The following is a 16,917-nucleotide window of genomic DNA, read 5'->3' as shown; positions in this document are numbered from 1 at the left end:
TTGTTAGAATACCTCTATTCATAAAGATTTGGATAGAGGTATTTTTTGATTCCATAAGCTTTTCCATTTACTAAAAACTAGATTTGCGATAAGATGAAAGAAAGGAGGGAATCATGTTGAAAAATTGGATCAAAAAATTATTGCAATCCATTGAGGCAGCAAATAAGCAAAACTTTGGAACGAAACGTATGGATTGCTGCGATTTAAATAAAAATAGTGGTGTTCCTAAGGAAAGTAAAAATAGATAAGGTTTTAGGTGGTAAGGAGGACTTTGTTTTGAAAAAATTTATGTTGATATTGCTTGCATTCATTATGGCTCTAAGTCATGGTGCCTTAAGCTATACGTATGCAGCAGAAGAGGATCATACAGTTCATCAATCGGAGTTAGTAAAGGCTAAGGTTTTAGAGGTGGAATATTTAGAAGTGGATCCAGACAATCCAATTTTTAAGGAAAGTATGATGGTAAAGATTGAAATATTGCAGGGTGAACATAAGGGTCAAACCTTTGACGTCGTACACCATATCACAGGTACATATGGCTATGATATTTATGTAGAGCCAGGAGATAAAATATTAGCAACCATTGAAATGTCTGATGAGGGAAATTTGGAGGCCTATATTTCTGAGCATTTAAGATCCCCCTATATTTACATTGTCATTGGCATATTTGTGGCTTTAATTTTGATTATTGGCAGAATGAAAGGACTTAAAACCGTGATTACCTTGATGCTGACGATTCTATTGGTAATTAAGGGATTACTACCTGGATTACTGGCAGGCTACAATCCAATATTGTTAACGATTTTGATTGCTTTCGTTATCACTTTGGTCACCATATTAGCGGTGAGTGGAATTAATAAGAAAAGCTTTGCTGCTATCATTGGTATATTAGGCGGAGTTTTCGTTGCTGGATTAATTGCATATCTTGTAGGAACAGAAATTAAACTAACTGGCTTATCCAGCGATGAGGCCGTGATGCTCATGTATATTCCGCAAGGCATCGCCTTTGATTTCAGAGGACTTTTATTTGCTGGGATTATTATCAGCGCCATCGGCGCCATTATGGACGTTGGTGTATCTGTGGCATCAGCCATGGAGGAAGTAAGGAATGTAGATCCCAACATATCTACCAAAGCTTTAATTATGTCTGGGATGAATGTTGGCAAAGATGCTATGGGAACCATGGCAAATACGTTGATTCTTGCATACACAGGGAGCTCTATCCCAATGCTATTATTATTCACAGCCTACGGTGAGGATTTCACTAAAATTATTAATTTAGATATGATTGCTACAGAAATTATAGGAGCACTTGCGGGAAGTATCGGTCTTGTACTGTGTATTCCATTAACTGCAGTGGCCATGGGGATGTTGAACGAAAAGGGTGATTAAAAATGGAGTTGGTAAAAATTCTATCCGATGTACAGAATATTTCTGAGACCATATCCAGTGTAATCAAAGTGGATGTAACCGTTGTAGATCGAAATTTAGAGAGAATTGCAGGAACAGGCTGCTATGGTCAACGGATTGGGGAGATTCTAAGCGATGATTCTGTTTTTGGATTTGCTCTAAGGCAGGGAAGTAGCTTCATTATAGAAAACCCGGGAGAACATAATGCCTGTTTAAAATGCCAGAATATTGACTTCTGTGACGAACATGCAGAGGTTTGCTGTCCCATTAAAATTGAACATGAAATCGTCGGCGTAATTGGGCTCATTGCTTTTGGGGAAGAGCAAAAGAAATCGATTGTAGAAAATCAAGAAAACCTCTTAAGGTTTTTAGATAAGATGGCAGAATTAATCTCCTCTAAGCTTTTGGAGCAAGAAAATACAGAGAAGATCAAACTTTTAGCTAAGGAGCTGGAGATTGTTCTAGACACTGTGGATAAAGGCATTTTAGCGGTGGATAGTAAGGGGTTCATATTGCGATATAATAAAAAAGCTGTTCAGCTATTCAACATAGATGAAGCCTTGATTCGCAACTCTCATATCAAAGAATTTATAGGGGACTTTGACTTTCTAGCTCTCATAGAACATAATATCGGAACAAAAAATGTAGAGTTTGCATATAGCAAGGGAAAATATAGTGTTCGTGGTTTTTTCGATGGGAATATCATCAGTTTAGGAAATAAAAAGGTTGGTATTTTATTTACCTTCAGTAAGGTATCAGAAGTACTGAATATCGTCAACGATATTACTGCTGGTAGTATTCAGACCAACTTTGATGATATTATAGGCAATAATGCGCTATTTCAAAATGTAAAATTTGAAGCTAAAAAAGCAGCCATATCCAATTCGACCGTATTGATTCAAGGAGAGAGTGGCACAGGCAAAGAGCTATTTGCTAGAGCCATTCATTTTCATAGTCATCGAAGCAAGGGGCCTTTTATCCCCATCAATTGTGCAGCGATTCCAGAGCAGCTTTTAGAAAGTGAGCTTTTTGGCTATGCAGAAGGGGCATTTACTGGTGCTATCAGAGGTGGAAAGTCTGGAAAATTTGAATTGGCCAATAAAGGAACGATTTTTTTAGATGAAATTGGAGACATGCCACTTCACCTACAAACAAAGCTATTAAGAGTGTTGCAGGATCATGTCATAGAAAAAGTAGGTGGGAAAAGCCAAATCCCCATTGATGTTCGAATTATTACGGCAACCAATAAGGATTTAGAAAAGAAAGTATTCGATGGAGAATTTAGAGAAGACTTATTCTACCGAATCAATGTGATCCCCATTCATATTCCGCCACTGAGACAAAGAATTGATGATATCCATATATTGGTCGATTATTTGCTAGAAAAGTGTAAAGGGAAGCTAGGAAAGAATATTGAACATATAGAGGATCAGGTCATGAAGATTTTAAAAGAATACCAATGGCCGGGTAATGTAAGAGAGTTAGAAAATACCATAGAATATGCAGTGAATATGTGTGGAACGGATATTATAAAGCAAGAAGATCTCCCAAAAAGATTAATTGTTGAAAAAAACAGATCAAAAGAAATCGCAGCAAAACCCATCCTTTCCATTAAAGATTTAGAGAAGAGAGAAATAATAAAGGCATTACGATATTATCAGGATAAAGAACAAGGGATTTCAGGTGCAGTAGAGGCCTTGGGAATCAGTAGAGCCACATTATATCGAAAAATCAAAGAATATAAGATTACCCTATAGTTTTATATAAAACACAACCAGTCTCAAAATGAGAAATAATCTCAATTTGAGACTGGTTTTTAGCATTTTTGTATCATTTTGAGATTAATAATATTTATTTTTCAGTAAACTTCTTGAAAGGTTTGAAATTTCAACAGAAACTCTGACGTAAATTTTGGCATAGTAATTGCTACTTATATAGTTAAATTAGAATTTTGTGGAGGATGGGTCATGGAATTGAAAAATTTAATCATAAAGACATTGAAAGAGGAAGTTGTTCCAGCAATGGGTTGCACAGAGCCTGTAGCAGTGGCTTTAGGATGTGCTAAAGCAAAGGAACTCCTTGGTGATATGGATATAACCAAGGCGGAAATTTTGGTCAGTCCTAATATCTATAAGAATGGATTGTCCGTAGGGATACCCAATACGAATGAAGTCGGTCTTTTCATTGCGGGAGCACTGGGTATTGTCGCTGGAAAAAGTGAAAAGGACCTTCAAGTATTATCCGGAATTGTAGAAGAGGATGTAGTAATAGCCCATGAATTATTAAAAGAAGAAAAAGTTACAATCGATATTAAGCCTACAATTGAAAAAATATACGTAGAAGTAAATCTATATGCGGAGGAAGGAAGTTCTACTGCTATTATTCAAGGGAGACATAATGAGTTTGTCTATTTAGCGCAAAGTGGAAACATCCTATTGAATGGATTACAGGAGGCAACTAGCAGCACAAAATCTACCAATCCATTGTTTGAAATGAAGATTCGAGATATTATCAAAGAAATCAGTGAACTAGGAATGGATGAAATCGGATTTATGCTGGAAGGATTGGAAATGAACGAGAAGATAGCAATGGAAGGATTGAAAAATACCTCTGGTATATCCGTTGGACGTACAATTTATGAAAATATACAGAAAGGCATCTTGGCAGATGATTTGATGAATACCGCTATGATGCTGACTGCCGCCGGTTCCGATGCTAGAATGTCCGGTATCCGTATGCCCGTAATGAGTAGCAGTGGCAGTGGGAACAATGGACTAACTGCTATTTTGCCGATTCTGGCATATCATAAAAAATTTCCAGTAGAAGATCGACCTTTAGCTCAGGCATTGGCAATTAGCCATATGACCAATAGTTATATTAAACACTATATTGGAAGGTTATCTGCATTATGTGGCTGTGGCGTAGCGGCTGGAACGGGAGCTAGCATTTCCATCGCTTGGCTCATGGGAGCAGATGCAGAAAAAATTGATGGCACGATTAAAAATATGATTGGAAATTTAAGTGGTATGATTTGTGACGGCGCTAAGGTGGGCTGTGCTTTAAAACTAGCAACGTCTGCATCGGCTGCAATACAGTCTGCACTGTTGGCTTTAAATGGTCATGTCATCCCTAGCAAGAATGGAATCATTGGCGATACAGCGGAAGATACAATTAAAAATTTAGGTATTTTATCCGAAGAAGGGATGTATTTTGCAGATCATACTATCTTAAAGGTTATGAAAGCCATGGAAGGCGTATAATCTTCCTATAAAAATAATCAAATAAAGTTTTTATTTTTGACCTAGGTCAAAGTGCCTCCTATATATTATTTGTATAATAAAATTACAAATAAAAGAGGAGGTTTTTTCTATGACCAATAAAACGTATCAAATGGAAACCATATCATGTCCAAGTTGCATCACAAAGATTGAAGGTGCTTTAAAGAAAGTTGCAGGGATTACTCAATATGAAGTGTTATTCAATACATCAAGGGTTAAAGTTTCATTCGATGAGAGCATTGTTTCATCGGAGGAAATTAAAGGAAGAATAGAAAATTTGGGATATGATATCCTATCAGAAAAATAAGAAAAGCTGGGAAAGAAGAGCTAAAAGGGGGCAGTCGTTTATGTTTAAGCTGACAAAAGTTCAAACAGTATGGGTCTCTGGTATTCTTGCACTGGCATCCTTTATCTTGAAAAAAACCTTAGGTTATGAAATACTTACCATTATACTGATGCTTCTGACGACAGTGATTGCGGGTACGCCGATCTTCAAAAAGGCAATCGGCGCCCTACGATATGGTATTGTAGGGATTGATGCTTTAGTTACTGTAGCTGTTATTGGTGCTATTATTATAGGAGAATATTGGGAGGGTGCCGCTGTAACTTTTCTATTCATACTAGGGGATTATTTGGAATCAAGAACCATAGAGAAAACCAGATCCTCCATTAAGGCACTTCTTGATTTGGCACCGGATACGGCTAGGGTAAAAAGAGATGGAATAGAAGTGGTGATTTCCCCAGATGAGGTGGTACACGGAGATCTGGTAGTAGTAAAGCCCGGTGAGAAAATATCTGTAGACGGTACGCTGGTAGAAGGGGCTGCTTATATCAATCAGGCCGCAATTACAGGAGAATCTTTTCCTGTTCGCCGCATTGTAGATGAAAAAGTGTTTTCTGGAACCATTATTGAATCCGGCTATGCCATTGTTCACGCAGACCGAGTCGGTGAAGATACGACCTTTGCAAGAATTTTACAGATGGTTGAAGAGGCACAGGATAAGAAGGCAAAAACACAGAAATTTTTGGAGAAATTCTCCAGACACTATACGCCGACCATCATTGTATTAGCAGCTCTTCTATATTTTATAACAAAGGACATAGAGCTGGCATTGACGCTACTTGTAATTGCTTGCCCAGGTGCTCTCGTCATCTCCACACCTGTTTCTATTGTCGCTGGAATTGGAAACGGTGCCAAACATGGTGTCTTAGTAAAAGGCGGAGAAGTTATGGAGAAGCTAGGTACCGTAAAAGTAGTGGCTTTTGATAAAACTGGAACGTTAACGATTGGTAAACCCGGTGTTACGAAAGTAAAATCCTACCAAATCAATGAAAATGAACTTTTAAGGATTGCAGCGATTGGAGAATCCTACTCGGAGCATCCCCTAGGTAAAGCCATTGTTTTAGAAGCGACTAAAAGGGTTGGGAATATTACAGTTTCTCCTGAAGGTTTAGAAATTATCACAGGTCAAGGAATCATTTTCATCTATGAAGGTGTAGAATATTATATTGGTAACAGAAAATTATTAGAAAGTAAAGGGATTCCTTTGGGGAGCCACGAAGAATATTTAATCAGTGAAGAAGAGAAGGGCCAAACAGCAGTAATTGTAGGCAGCAAAGAAAGTATTTATGGTATTATTTCTATTGCAGACACCATCCGAGAAGATGCAAGAGCCTTGGTTGAAAATCTAAAGTCACAGGGCATCAAAAAAGTTATAATGTTAACAGGTGACAATGCTAGGGCGGCAAAAGCAGTGGCAGATACCGTTGGTTTAGATGAATATTACAGTGAACTTTTGCCAGAAGATAAAGTAAAAACTTTAGAAAGACTTCAACACAAGTATGGAAGCGTTGCTATGGTAGGTGATGGCGTCAATGATGCTCCTGCGCTTGCATCTGCGGACTTAGGAATTGCCATTGGAGGGGCTGGAACCGATGTTGCTATGGAAACAGCCGATGTAGTTCTAATGTCAGCGGAAATAGGAAGACTTTCCTATGCAATTGGTCTAAGTAGAGCTACGGTGCATAATATGAAACAAAACATTTACTTTGCACTGATGGTTGTAGCTGTACTTTTGGCTGGTGTGCTCTTTAAAACAGTGAATCTATCCTTTGGTATGCTCGTTCATGAAGGGTCTGTATTATTGGTAATTTTAAATGCAATCCGTTTGCTGAGATATAATAAATTAAAATGAGGAGGGGTTCGAATGAAAGGATGTCATCACCAGAAGCGTCAGAATGGATGTATTGAAAGTGTTCCGATTTTTGCAAGTATGAACCATGATGAGATGCTGGAAATTGCTCATATTGCTTCATCGAGAACCTTTGAAAAGGGCGAAACAATCTATGGTGCAGGTGATGAAGGTGGCACTCTTTTCGTTCTTTACTCAGGCAGAATAAAAATATCGAGATTCAATGTCAATGGCAAAGAGCAAGTGATACGAATTGTAGGACCCGGAGAGTTCATCGGTGAGCTCTCTCTATTTAGTTCTCTCCCTTTGACGGATCATGCACAAGCTTTAGAAACATCAACAGTATGTGTACTTGAAGGAGCACGACTAAAAGAGCTGATGACAAAATATGCTTCCATCGCCTTTAAAATTTTAGATGAACTTAGCCGTAGATTAGAAAAGGCAGAAAATTTGATTGAGAATATTAGTTTGAGCACAGTAACGCAGCGTGTTGCCCAGGTACTCTTGGAACTTTCGGAAGAGCAAAATGAGATTCTGCTCAATATGACGAAAGGAGATTTGGCTTCTCAGATCGGTATGACGCAAGAGACTTTAAGTAGAAAATTAGGTGCATTTCAAGAAGAAGGACTTATTGAGTTAGTTGGGCACAAAAGAATCAGAATAAAAAATAGACAGGGACTAGAGAAATTGAACGGGAATAGTTAGAGCCTATAGAAATATAAGGTACTGCATAAGCTACAGAATCGTTTATTAAAGAAAATCCATGGATGTAAGAAGGTTTCATACTTCTTTATCCATGGATTTTCTTGATTCAATGCACATTCAAATTGTTGGTTCCATTTGCTCATCAAAACAAAAAAGACGATTCTATAGACTGTGACTAGAAAAAACGATTTTTTTGGACAGATTTATAGTTGAAAATCATAAAATACTTTGTTCTCCTCTTTTTCTAAGAGGATGTTTAAAGGATGAAATAAATCGGATAATTGTTATTCTCCTTTAAATTAAAGATGCTTAATGGTAGACTATTTATAGAGATGAAAAATGGAAAATTTAGCTAGAATTATTGAAGAAATTGAGATGAGTGTATAATTAAAGGGGGATAATCCATATGACGAAAATAACAAATGACTTAAAGATGGTACCTTTGAGGGACCAACCAGAATTGCTAGAAAAAGCTGTTCTTTGGTTTAGCAGCAAATGGGGGATTCCAGCAGAAGCTTATAGGGAAAGTATCAGTAAATGTATTGAAAATCCAAAAGAAGTTCCGCAGTGGTATGTTGTACTGGGTGAAATGGACAATATTGCAGCAGGACTTGGGATGATAGAAAATGATTTCCATAAGAGAACAGACTTAACACCCAATGTATGTGCCGTTTATGTAGAACCTCAGTATCGTAACAATGGGATTGCTGGAGCCATGTTGGATTTTGTACGCAGGGATGCCTTCAATTGTGGCTTGGAAACTCTATATTTATTAACAGGTCATGATCAGCTTTATGAAAAGTTTGGGTGGAAATTTTTATGTACAGTGGAGTGTGACGATGGGGAGGAAGGACGTATGTACGTTATGGAGACTCTTGAAAAATAATATATAGATTGGAGCTTAAGATATGTTAAGGAATATGACTGCAATATATATTACGTTTGAAAATAAGATGCTATTACTGTATAGAATTGGCTCAAAGGTTGTACAACCATCCTGGTGCGGCATCGGTGGTCATTTTGAAAAAGAAGAACTAAACAATCCAAAAGCATGTGTTCTAAGAGAACTGTTTGAAGAAACGGGCATTAAAGAAAATGATTTAGAAAATATTGAGTTTAAGTATGCTGCGCTTCGTCTAAAGAACGGTGAAATTAGACAAAATTATTATTATTTTGCAAAATTGCGGAATGCAGAAATAGATATTCACCAGTGCAATGAAGGTAAGCTCCAATGGGTTGATATGGATCATATTCTAGAGAAGAAGATGCCATTTACTGCAAAGGAATGCTTGAAGCATTATCTTTCTGCCGGTCGATATGATGATAAACCATATGCAGGCATTACTACAGAAGAAGGAATTAACTTTGTTGAATTAAAAGAATTTTAGCAGGATTCCTCTGATTAAATACAGATTAAGAATATTGTTTAAATTACTATTCCAAGGATGTGATGGGATTGAAAAAAGTAACGGTTGTGTATTGTCTATTATATAATAAAGAGACGAATGAAGTGCTTATGGTTTACAATGGTGATTCCAGTAGATGGTCTCTGCCTGGTGGTGCGGTAGAGTCAGGTGAAACCTTAGAGCAAGCTGTTGTGAGAGAAGTTTATGAAGAAACGAATCTTTCTGTAAAAGTTAAACAGATAGCTTGTGTAAATGAGCGATTTTTTCAAGATAAAGATGAGCATGTTGTTTTTATTACATTTATCGGGGAAATTATTGGAGGAAATATCTCAATTAATCATCCGGAAGAAATTTCAGAAATCATTTGGGTAAATATTAGGGAAGCGGATCAATTAATGCCTTATTATCAGTTCAATATCAATAACTTTATTCATAATTCTGTTCCATATATTTTTCAAGAGTGAATTTCATAAGAAATGGAAGGATAAAACTTATTTTTCAACCACTTTCATTAAAATCTACAAATCGGCACCTGGAAAATGAGGATGAATGGATTTGATATACTGACTATAATAAAAGTAGACTATTATAGTCATTATGAAATTAAGGATTTACAATTAAATCTGAAAATAAGCATAGTGAAAGGGGATAGAACTAAATTGCATATATTAATCGGGATAATGTTTATCGTTGTAACAGCTACTATTTATTCAATTGGTAGGAAAATTCTTAATAAAGAATTTAATTTAGAAATACCAATAATACCTGAAAGGTATTATGATAATCGACAGCTAACAGTAATTCAGGCAATATTAACCATATTTAGTTTTACAGTTTCAATAGTTATATTTCAATTAATAGAAGAATATTTGACATCTAGGTAATATCATTATACAATCTACTCTTTTGTGATTATAGTTATAGAAAATATGATATAATTTCCTTATTAGATTAATTATGTTAGTTGGAAAGTATGGAACAGAGATTTTATTATTATAAAAATATGTTTGAAGGGGGATATTGATGAAAGTTATAAATCGATTAATGGGCTTTACTTATATAGAAAAGCTGAATATAGCAATTAGTATCATATTTATTGCCAATCAAATTATAAGATCAACCTTACTGTGGTTCGTTTTCTTTATACTTTGGGATATCTTGCTCTTTAAACTTTTCATTAAACAGAGAAAAGAGAAAAAGTATTTGTTTTCATATGTGTTTCTTGCTGCTTTAATTGGAATATTTTGCTTAAAGGCTTGGTTTGTGATAAATTTGTACCATAGTATTATATGATGCACTATTTTTTAGACGTAGCAGTAGATTTATGTAAAGTAAGAGTTATTTATATAATAGGGGGTTGTGCTATGAGAAAGGAATTTGAAATTCAAGGTTGTGTAGAGGTTCCCATAGAATTATCAGAAGATGAATTTTTCAATAAATTCATTGCCTTTATTGAGTCCAATAATTGGTCATTCGGCGGAGGTATTAACGAAATTGTTGATGGATTCTATATTAATGCTGATGGAACAAAAGGTAAACACGTTCTTGATGAATAAAAAATCATTATCTTAGATGGTTCATATTTCACATTATTTATATTAGATTTAATAACATAAGAACGAATAACTATTTAAAATACTGTATTATTCAGAAATGAATTTGTGGTATTTTTTATGCAACACTACAAGATTTATATGCAGTTGCATCTAATGAAGATTATGCAATGTAATTATTCAGATAAATAACAGAAACAGTGTTTTTTAAAACCTGAACAACACAGTATTGAAAAAAATAGAATTACTACAATAACACAGAAAAAATGGTATAATTACCCTGATGTGTCCATCATATTAGATGAAAAATATAAAGCGAGAGGAAAAATAATAAAATGAAACTTTCAATTTTATTACCTACTTATATCGTCTTGACAGCACTGGTAGAAAAGTTTTTAAAAAATAAGTTGAATATTGGAGATCCAAAAGGGTTATTCAACCATTTCAATAAATTTCATAAGTGGATAGAAGTATTAATTATCACAGGAATCATATTATCTTTTTTTATGAATGCACTTTATGTTTTTATTCTATTTATTCTGTTATATGCTTTCCGTGCTTTTATGGAATGGAAGTTTGATAAAGGCTCAAAGATGTATATTTTAAACATTTTATATAGTAGTGAATTTTTATTGCTTTTAATAATATTAATATTATTTGTTGAAAGGGAATCCTATGCTATTTAGCTAAGAAATAAGAAATTCGTTTATTTTAAATATAACCATATGATTACGCACAAAGCCTACTAATAATTAAAATTAGTAGGCTTTATGCGTAATCTTATTTATTTTTCATAGCCTTCTCTGCAAATTCAGTATTAACAATCTTATCATAAGGTACTTTTTGGTTTAGCTCACCTGCTTCTGTCATAACGTCTTGAAGTCTATTCAGTCCGTCTTCTTTTAATATAGGATCCGTAGCCCATGCATCAATAGAGCGGTATCTTTCAACTACTTTCGTTAAAATCTCTAAATCGGCATCTGGGAAGTGAGGCTGCATGGACTTAGCAACTTCTTCATCACTATGTGAGTGAACCCATTGCATTCCCTTATATACGGCGTTTGTAAACTTTTGAATGATCTCTGGATTTTTTTCGATATAGCTTTGTTTCGCACTGTACGCTGTAAAAGGAATATATCCACTATGTGCGCCTACTGCGTCAACTACATATCCCTTTCCTTGCTTTTCTACTTGAGAAGCTACAGGCTCAAATAGCGTTGTAAATTCAGCCTCTCCACCAGCAAAGGCGCCAGCCATTACATCGTATTGAATATCCGTTCTTACAGTCAAATCTTTTCCTGGAATTAAGTTGTTTTTCTTTAGAACGTATTCCAAGGTCATATTTGGCATTCCACCCTTACGTCCACCAAGCATGGATTTTCCTCTAAGGTCTTCTAAGGTAAAATTAGGATAGGGGTCCCTAGCAACGATAAAAGAACCATCTCTCTGTGTTAGCTGCGCAAAGTTGACCGCATAATCTTCTTTGCCTTGATTGAACACATAGATAGAAGCTTCCGGTCCCATAAAACCTATTTGTACTTGGTCACTCAGTAGAGCTGCCATGGTCTTGTCTGCGCCTTTACCGTCCATAAGCTCTACATCCAATCCCTCTTCTTTAAAGAAACCTTGGGTAATTGCTACGTATTGTGGTGCATAAAAAACAGAGTGGGTTACTTCCATAACTTTTATTTTAGTAAGATCTGTTTTATTACCACAACTCGATAAAAATAGACTAGAAACCATGAGCAAAACAATCCATAATCCGATTATTTTTTTGTGCTTCAAACGAATCCCCTCCCGATAAAAATAAAAAACTAAAAACCTATGTAATTTAGTATATTCCAGTATAAATTTTGTGTTACTTCATTAATGAATAAGAAGAAAAAAATTGGCATAAAATCATACTAAGTGTACTAGGGAGGGGGAATAATATTGGTGAATATCAAAATTAATTATGGTTTTAAAAGCAGATACGGTTATATCAAAGGGGAAATCGATGGCTTTAGCTGGTTCGCACTGGTACATAGGGAAGAGGTTGAATTTGGAATTAATCCTGAAAACTTAGAAGCTGGAAGTGGTAGGGTCTCGCGGTTATGCCTGTATCGAGATATACCCATGTCCAGCTATACCAAACGGTTAATCTATGCAAACTATAAAAGAGAATGGGATGTATTTAACAGAAGTTATGAGGGTATGATCATGGATTTGGTTGAGTATTTAGATAGAATATACTCCATTCGTGCCGTAAAATGAAAAAATTAAAATATAAATATTGGGGTGTGCATTTTGTAATTTTAAGTATATATGATATATTATTATATAGAAATAGCTTGAAAGAGGTGGACAAATGAATTTACCCAATATATTAACTTCTGTTCGGTTTGCCCTGGTACCATTATTTATCGGTGTTTTCTTTTCGTCTCTGGAGAATAGTCTGAATTATTCAGTTATGATATTTATCATAGCAGGAATTACAGATGTTTTGGATGGTTATATTGCTAGAAAATATAATATTATAACGAAATGGGGACAAGCCATGGACCCTTTGGCAGATAAACTGATGCAGCTCACTGTACTTGTCTGTTTTACAATAAAGAACTTTGTTCCAATATGGGTGATTATCATATATGGAATCAAGGAAGTTTCCATGATATTTGGTGGTATCATGATGTACACGAAGAAGGATAAGCTGGTGATTCCTGCAAATTCTTACGGAAAGATTGCAACGGTGGTTTTTTATATTGCTATTTTAGCCATTGCATTCAATTTTCCTTTTGGGAGATTTTTAATGTGGATTGCAGCAGCCCTCACTTTATATGCTTTTGCACGTTATTTTATTTTAGCAACTGAAGCGATGAAAAAATCTGTTGACAAAACTTGTTAATTGGTTATAATATATTATAAATTTATAAAGATATCAACAATGATGAAGAGGAGTAAATAGTACACCTTTAAGAGAGAAAACCCAAGTGCTGAAAGGTTTTTAAGGAAATGGCTATTGAAGGTAGCTTCTGAGTTTCTACATTGAATGGAGTAGATGTAGACGGTCGAAACCGTTATATTGAAATTAAGTGTCTATTTACATATATTTTGTAGATAGAAATTAAGGTGGTACCGCGAATATATCCTTCGTCCTTATTTATTTTTGGACGAGGGATTTTGTTATTTAAAAAATAAATTTTAGGAGGCGTAAGCGATGGAAAATAATTTGGAAAAAAATTATAATCCTCAGGAATTTGAAGGTAGAATATATGAACATTGGATGAAGAATAACTATTTTAAGGCAGAGGTGAATCCAGACAAAAAACCGTTCTGTATTGTTCTGCCGCCACCGAATATTACGGGACAGCTTCACATGGGTCATGCTTTAGACCATACGCTTCAGGATATTTTAATCCGTTGGAAAAGAATGCAGGGGTACGAAACACTATGGCAACCAGGTAGCGATCATGCAAGTATTGCAACGGAAGTAAAAGTTGTTGAAAAGATCAAGGCAGAAGAGGGCTTAAGTAAATTAGAAGTTGGTAGAGAAGGTTTCTTAGAGAGAGCGTGGAAATGGAAAGAAGAATACGGCGGAAGAATCGTAGATCAAATGAAAAAACTAGGCGATTCCTGTGATTGGTCTAGAGAAAGATTTACTTTAGACGAAGGGTTGAGCAATGCGGTAACGGAAGTATTTATTAAATTATATGAAAAAGGATTAATCTACAGAGGAAATCGTATCATCAACTGGTGTCCAGACTGTAAAACATCCCTTTCCGATGCAGAGGTTGAACATGAGGAAAAAGTAGGACATTTTTGGCATATCAGCTACCCCATTAAGGATAGCGATGAAGTTCTAGAAATTGCAACCACAAGACCGGAGACCATGCTTGGGGATACTGCTATTGCTGTACATCCAGAGGATGAAAGATATCAGCATTTAATCGGCAAATATGCGATTCTTCCTCTAGTGAACAGGGAGATTTTAATTGTAGCAGATGAATATGTAGACCCTGAATTTGGAACAGGTGCAGTTAAAATTACACCATGTCATGATCCGAATGACTTTGAAGTAGGATTGAGACACAATCTTCCTCAAATCAATGTGATGAACGATGATGCGAGCATCAATGAAAAAGGTGGCAAATATGCAGGGATGTCCAGATATGAAGCAAGAAAAGCTATTGTAAAGGATCTGGAAGAAGCAGGACTTCTCGTTAAAGTGAAGGAGCATAGCCACAATGTAGGTCAATGCTACAGATGTGATACGGTAGTAGAACCAATTACATCGGACCAATGGTTCGTAAAAATGGAGTCTCTTGCGGCACCGGCTATCGATGCAGGAAAAAATGGGGATATTAAGTTTATTCCAGATCGATTTACAAAAACATATTTACATTGGCTAGAAAACATAAGAGACTGGTGCATATCGAGACAGCTTTGGTGGGGACATCGTATTCCAGCGTATTACTGCCAAGATTGCGGTCACATTGTAGTTGCCAAGGAGGCACCTACAACTTGCGAGAAATGTAATTCAACCAACTTTAAACAAGATGAAGATGTATTGGATACCTGGTTTAGTTCAGCGCTATGGCCTTTCTCTACATTAGGCTGGCCAGAAGCAACAAAGGAATTAGAGTATTTCTATCCTACAGATGTATTGGTAACAGGATACGATATTATTTTCTTCTGGGTAGTTCGTATGGCATTTTCAGGATTGGAGTTCATGGAGAATGTACCATTCAAACATGTGTTTCTCCATGGACTTGTAAGAGATGCAGAGGGCAGAAAAATGAGTAAGTCCTTAGGGAATGGTATTGACCCACTAGAAATCATCGATCAATACGGAGCCGATGCTTTAAGATTCACTTTAGTTACGGGAAATTCCCCGGGAAATGACATGCGTTTCCATATGGAAAAGCTAGAATCTAGTAGAAACTTTGCAAATAAGCTATGGAATGCGACAAGATTCGTACTAATGAATCTAGAGGTAGACCATATCGAGAAGAGCAGTGTAGAATCGAATTTTACCATTGCTGACAAATGGATTATCTCTAGAATGAATAAAGTTGCAAAAGAAATGACAGAAAACATGGATAAATTTGAACTAGGGATTGCGGTACAGAAGCTGTACGACTTCATTTGGAGTGAATACTGTGACTGGTATATTGAACTGGTAAAACCGAGATTATATGGAGAAGACACGGAAGCAAAAAGAGCGGCACAATATACTTTAACATACGTATTAGAAAATATATTAAAGCTATTACATCCATTTATGCCGTTTATAACGGAAGAAATATGGCAGAACTTACCTACGGTACAAGGCAGCGTAATTGTAGCACCTTGGACTGAATTTAGCGCAACGGAAATTGATGCGAATTCAGAAGCAAAGATGGAGTTGATTATGACTGCTATTAAGAGTATCCGTAATGTTCGGGCTGAAATGAATGTTATTCCTTCTAGAAAAGCAAAGCTGATGGTTTTAGCTACAGATAGCCAGGTTGCAAATACCATACTAGAAAATGAGAAGTACTTTATGACTTTAGGAAGTGTTTCGGAAATAGAGCTTGTAGCAAATAAAGAGCAAATTCCGTCCGATGCTGTATCTACAGTGATTCAAGGTGCAGAGCTATTCTTACCTTTAGATGATTTAATTGACTTTGAAAAGGAAATTGAACGATTGGAAAAGGAAAAAGCAAAGCTAGAGGGAGAAATTAAGAGGGTTGTTGGCAAGCTGTCCAACGAGGGCTTCGTTAGCAAAGCACCGGAGCATTTGATCAATGAAGAAAAGCAGAAGCAAGCGAAATACGAGCAAATGCTAAACGGTGTCGTAGAAAGATTAGCATCACTGAAAAATAGGGGATAATTAAGGAAAACTGATAAATGACTGTCTTAGAATGAATATACATTGTGAGACAGTCATTTTCAGTATAAAAAATATTTACACAAGGCGATGATATTCGAGATGGATTGATTATTGCAAATGATGTACTGTGTTTAACCCTGTATAATACGGAAGAAAATAAGGAAGATATACCAACACCTTCACACCCATTAAAAATTAAAGTACAAGATAATGAATTTCTTTCATTGGCAGGTTGTGATACATTACAATACCGCAAGCTTTATGATAATAGGACTGTTAAAAAAACGTTTGAATTTACAAAATAGATAATGAATTAATCTGTATGAAAATAACACCAGTTTATAAATTTAATTAAGCTACTGGGTCTTTATGGAGGAAGTCTTGAATTGAACAAAGATTTTTTAAAACTATAGAATAAATTTCAACACTTTGAAGTCTAATCCGAGGCTGATCTACCTCTTTTACCTGTAGGGCAGGACGAAGATAATACATTGAAGTATCATGTTGTACTGCTCCTATGAC

The 16,917-nt window shown here is 35.8% G+C and carries 19 protein-coding genes and 1 other annotated feature; of the genes, 17 read left to right on the top strand and 2 right to left on the bottom strand.

What is annotated here, in order from left to right:
• Positions 1-113 precede the first annotated feature (113 nt).
• From CLOS_RS16360 to CLOS_RS10645, 13 genes are all read left to right on the top strand, one after another.
• Positions 114-248: an LDCC motif putative metal-binding protein gene (locus CLOS_RS16360; protein WP_278183740.1), complete on the top strand. Its 135-nt coding sequence runs from the start codon at positions 114-116 to the stop codon at positions 246-248.
• A gap of 28 nt (positions 249-276) precedes the next feature.
• Positions 277-1,392 (top strand): YibE/F family protein, encoded by a 1,116-nt coding sequence (locus CLOS_RS10705; protein ID WP_041719275.1) that lies wholly within the window; start codon positions 277-279, stop codon positions 1,390-1,392.
• 2 nt (positions 1,393-1,394) lie between these two features.
• Positions 1,395-3,167, top strand: a complete 1,773-nt coding sequence (locus CLOS_RS10700) for a sigma-54-dependent Fis family transcriptional regulator (protein WP_012159896.1) — start codon at positions 1,395-1,397, stop codon at positions 3,165-3,167.
• A gap of 210 nt (positions 3,168-3,377) precedes the next feature.
• The gene (locus CLOS_RS10695; protein WP_012159895.1) at positions 3,378-4,670 is read left to right on the top strand and encodes an L-cysteine desulfidase family protein; all 1,293 of its coding nucleotides are present in this window, start codon (positions 3,378-3,380) and stop codon (positions 4,668-4,670) included.
• 109 nt (positions 4,671-4,779) lie between these two features.
• Positions 4,780-4,995, top strand: coding sequence for a heavy-metal-associated domain-containing protein (locus CLOS_RS10690; RefSeq protein ID WP_012159894.1), 216 nt, complete (start codon positions 4,780-4,782; stop codon positions 4,993-4,995).
• A 40-nt stretch (positions 4,996-5,035) separates the two neighbouring features.
• Entirely contained in the window at positions 5,036-6,883 is a 1,848-nt protein-coding gene (locus tag CLOS_RS10685; protein ID WP_012159893.1) for a heavy metal translocating P-type ATPase, read from the top strand.
• A gap of 12 nt (positions 6,884-6,895) precedes the next feature.
• The gene (locus CLOS_RS10680) at positions 6,896-7,585 is read left to right on the top strand and encodes a Crp/Fnr family transcriptional regulator (protein ID WP_012159892.1); all 690 of its coding nucleotides are present in this window, start codon (positions 6,896-6,898) and stop codon (positions 7,583-7,585) included.
• Positions 7,586-7,991: 406 nt separating this feature from the next.
• Positions 7,992-8,471 (top strand): GNAT family N-acetyltransferase, encoded by a 480-nt coding sequence (locus CLOS_RS10675; RefSeq protein WP_012159891.1) that lies wholly within the window; start codon positions 7,992-7,994, stop codon positions 8,469-8,471.
• 22 nt (positions 8,472-8,493) lie between these two features.
• Entirely contained in the window at positions 8,494-8,973 is a 480-nt protein-coding gene (locus tag CLOS_RS10670) for an NUDIX domain-containing protein (protein ID WP_012159890.1), read from the top strand.
• Positions 8,974-9,035: 62 nt separating this feature from the next.
• Complete coding sequence (locus tag CLOS_RS10665; protein WP_012159889.1) at positions 9,036-9,455, top strand: NUDIX hydrolase; 420 nt, start codon at positions 9,036-9,038, stop codon at positions 9,453-9,455.
• Positions 9,456-9,536: 81 nt separating this feature from the next.
• Positions 9,537-9,875 carry a hypothetical protein gene (locus tag CLOS_RS10660; RefSeq protein WP_041719271.1) on the top strand — a complete coding sequence of 113 codons (339 nt, stop codon included), beginning with the start codon at positions 9,537-9,539 and terminating at the stop codon, positions 9,873-9,875.
• Between the two features lie 480 nt (positions 9,876-10,355).
• Positions 10,356-10,547, top strand: a complete 192-nt coding sequence (locus tag CLOS_RS10650; RefSeq protein WP_041719267.1) for a hypothetical protein — start codon at positions 10,356-10,358, stop codon at positions 10,545-10,547.
• A 332-nt stretch (positions 10,548-10,879) separates the two neighbouring features.
• On the top strand, positions 10,880-11,230 hold the full coding sequence (locus tag CLOS_RS10645; protein WP_012159887.1) for a DUF4181 domain-containing protein: 351 nt from the start codon (positions 10,880-10,882) through the stop codon (positions 11,228-11,230).
• 94 nt (positions 11,231-11,324) lie between these two features.
• On the opposite strand, the gene CLOS_RS10640 is transcribed toward CLOS_RS10645, so the two are convergent.
• Entirely contained in the window at positions 11,325-12,329 is a 1,005-nt protein-coding gene (locus tag CLOS_RS10640; RefSeq protein ID WP_012159886.1) for an ABC transporter substrate-binding protein, read from the bottom strand.
• Between the two features lie 150 nt (positions 12,330-12,479).
• Here CLOS_RS10640 and CLOS_RS10635 point away from each other — a divergent pair, with 150 nt between their 5' ends.
• The 4 genes from CLOS_RS10635 to CLOS_RS16100 all read left to right on the top strand — a co-directional run bounded on the left by CLOS_RS10635 (position 12,480) and on the right by CLOS_RS16100 (position 16,700).
• Positions 12,480-12,797, top strand: coding sequence for a hypothetical protein (locus tag CLOS_RS10635; protein WP_012159885.1), 318 nt, complete (start codon positions 12,480-12,482; stop codon positions 12,795-12,797).
• Between the two features lie 94 nt (positions 12,798-12,891).
• Complete coding sequence (gene pgsA, locus CLOS_RS10630; protein WP_012159884.1) at positions 12,892-13,428, top strand: CDP-diacylglycerol--glycerol-3-phosphate 3-phosphatidyltransferase; 537 nt, start codon at positions 12,892-12,894, stop codon at positions 13,426-13,428.
• A gap of 30 nt (positions 13,429-13,458) precedes the next feature.
• Positions 13,459-13,684 (top strand) — a binding site (T-box leader).
• Between the two features lie 56 nt (positions 13,685-13,740).
• A complete protein-coding gene (locus tag CLOS_RS10625) occupies positions 13,741-16,395 on the top strand; it encodes a valine--tRNA ligase (protein ID WP_012159883.1) in 2,655 nt (884 codons plus the stop codon).
• Between the two features lie 104 nt (positions 16,396-16,499).
• Entirely contained in the window at positions 16,500-16,700 is a 201-nt protein-coding gene (locus CLOS_RS16100; RefSeq protein ID WP_198006283.1) for a hypothetical protein, read from the top strand.
• 46 nt (positions 16,701-16,746) lie between these two features.
• Here CLOS_RS16100 and CLOS_RS16095 read toward each other — a convergent pair whose 3' ends face one another.
• A complete protein-coding gene (locus tag CLOS_RS16095) occupies positions 16,747-16,887 on the bottom strand; it encodes a hypothetical protein (RefSeq protein WP_198006282.1) in 141 nt (46 codons plus the stop codon).
• Positions 16,888-16,917: the final 30 nt, after the last annotated feature.

The organism is Alkaliphilus oremlandii OhILAs, assembly GCF_000018325.1.
Classification (GTDB): domain Bacteria; phylum Bacillota; class Clostridia; order Peptostreptococcales; family Natronincolaceae; genus Alkaliphilus_B; species Alkaliphilus_B oremlandii.
This window is presented reverse-complemented; position numbering and strand designations above follow the sequence as displayed.

Coding starts and splice junctions, on each gene's coding strand:
- pgsA (WP_012159884.1), top strand. CDS start 12,892: ATGAATTTACCCAATATATTAACTTCTGTTCGGTTTGCCCTGGTACCA.
- CLOS_RS10645 (WP_012159887.1), top strand. CDS start 10,880: ATGAAACTTTCAATTTTATTACCTACTTATATCGTCTTGACAGCACTG.
- CLOS_RS16360 (WP_278183740.1), top strand. CDS start 114: ATGTTGAAAAATTGGATCAAAAAATTATTGCAATCCATTGAGGCAGCA.
- CLOS_RS10680 (WP_012159892.1), top strand. CDS start 6,896: ATGAAAGGATGTCATCACCAGAAGCGTCAGAATGGATGTATTGAAAGT.
- CLOS_RS10690 (WP_012159894.1), top strand. CDS start 4,780: ATGACCAATAAAACGTATCAAATGGAAACCATATCATGTCCAAGTTGC.
- CLOS_RS10660 (WP_041719271.1), top strand. CDS start 9,537: ATGAATGGATTTGATATACTGACTATAATAAAAGTAGACTATTATAGT.
- CLOS_RS10675 (WP_012159891.1), top strand. CDS start 7,992: ATGACGAAAATAACAAATGACTTAAAGATGGTACCTTTGAGGGACCAA.
- CLOS_RS10625 (WP_012159883.1), top strand. CDS start 13,741: ATGGAAAATAATTTGGAAAAAAATTATAATCCTCAGGAATTTGAAGGT.
- CLOS_RS10650 (WP_041719267.1), top strand. CDS start 10,356: ATGAGAAAGGAATTTGAAATTCAAGGTTGTGTAGAGGTTCCCATAGAA.
- CLOS_RS10665 (WP_012159889.1), top strand. CDS start 9,036: ATGGGATTGAAAAAAGTAACGGTTGTGTATTGTCTATTATATAATAAA.
- CLOS_RS10685 (WP_012159893.1), top strand. CDS start 5,036: ATGTTTAAGCTGACAAAAGTTCAAACAGTATGGGTCTCTGGTATTCTT.
- CLOS_RS10700 (WP_012159896.1), top strand. CDS start 1,395: ATGGAGTTGGTAAAAATTCTATCCGATGTACAGAATATTTCTGAGACC.
- CLOS_RS16095 (WP_198006282.1), bottom strand. CDS start 16,887: ATGTATTATCTTCGTCCTGCCCTACAGGTAAAAGAGGTAGATCAGCCT.
- CLOS_RS10695 (WP_012159895.1), top strand. CDS start 3,378: ATGGAATTGAAAAATTTAATCATAAAGACATTGAAAGAGGAAGTTGTT.
- CLOS_RS10670 (WP_012159890.1), top strand. CDS start 8,494: ATGTTAAGGAATATGACTGCAATATATATTACGTTTGAAAATAAGATG.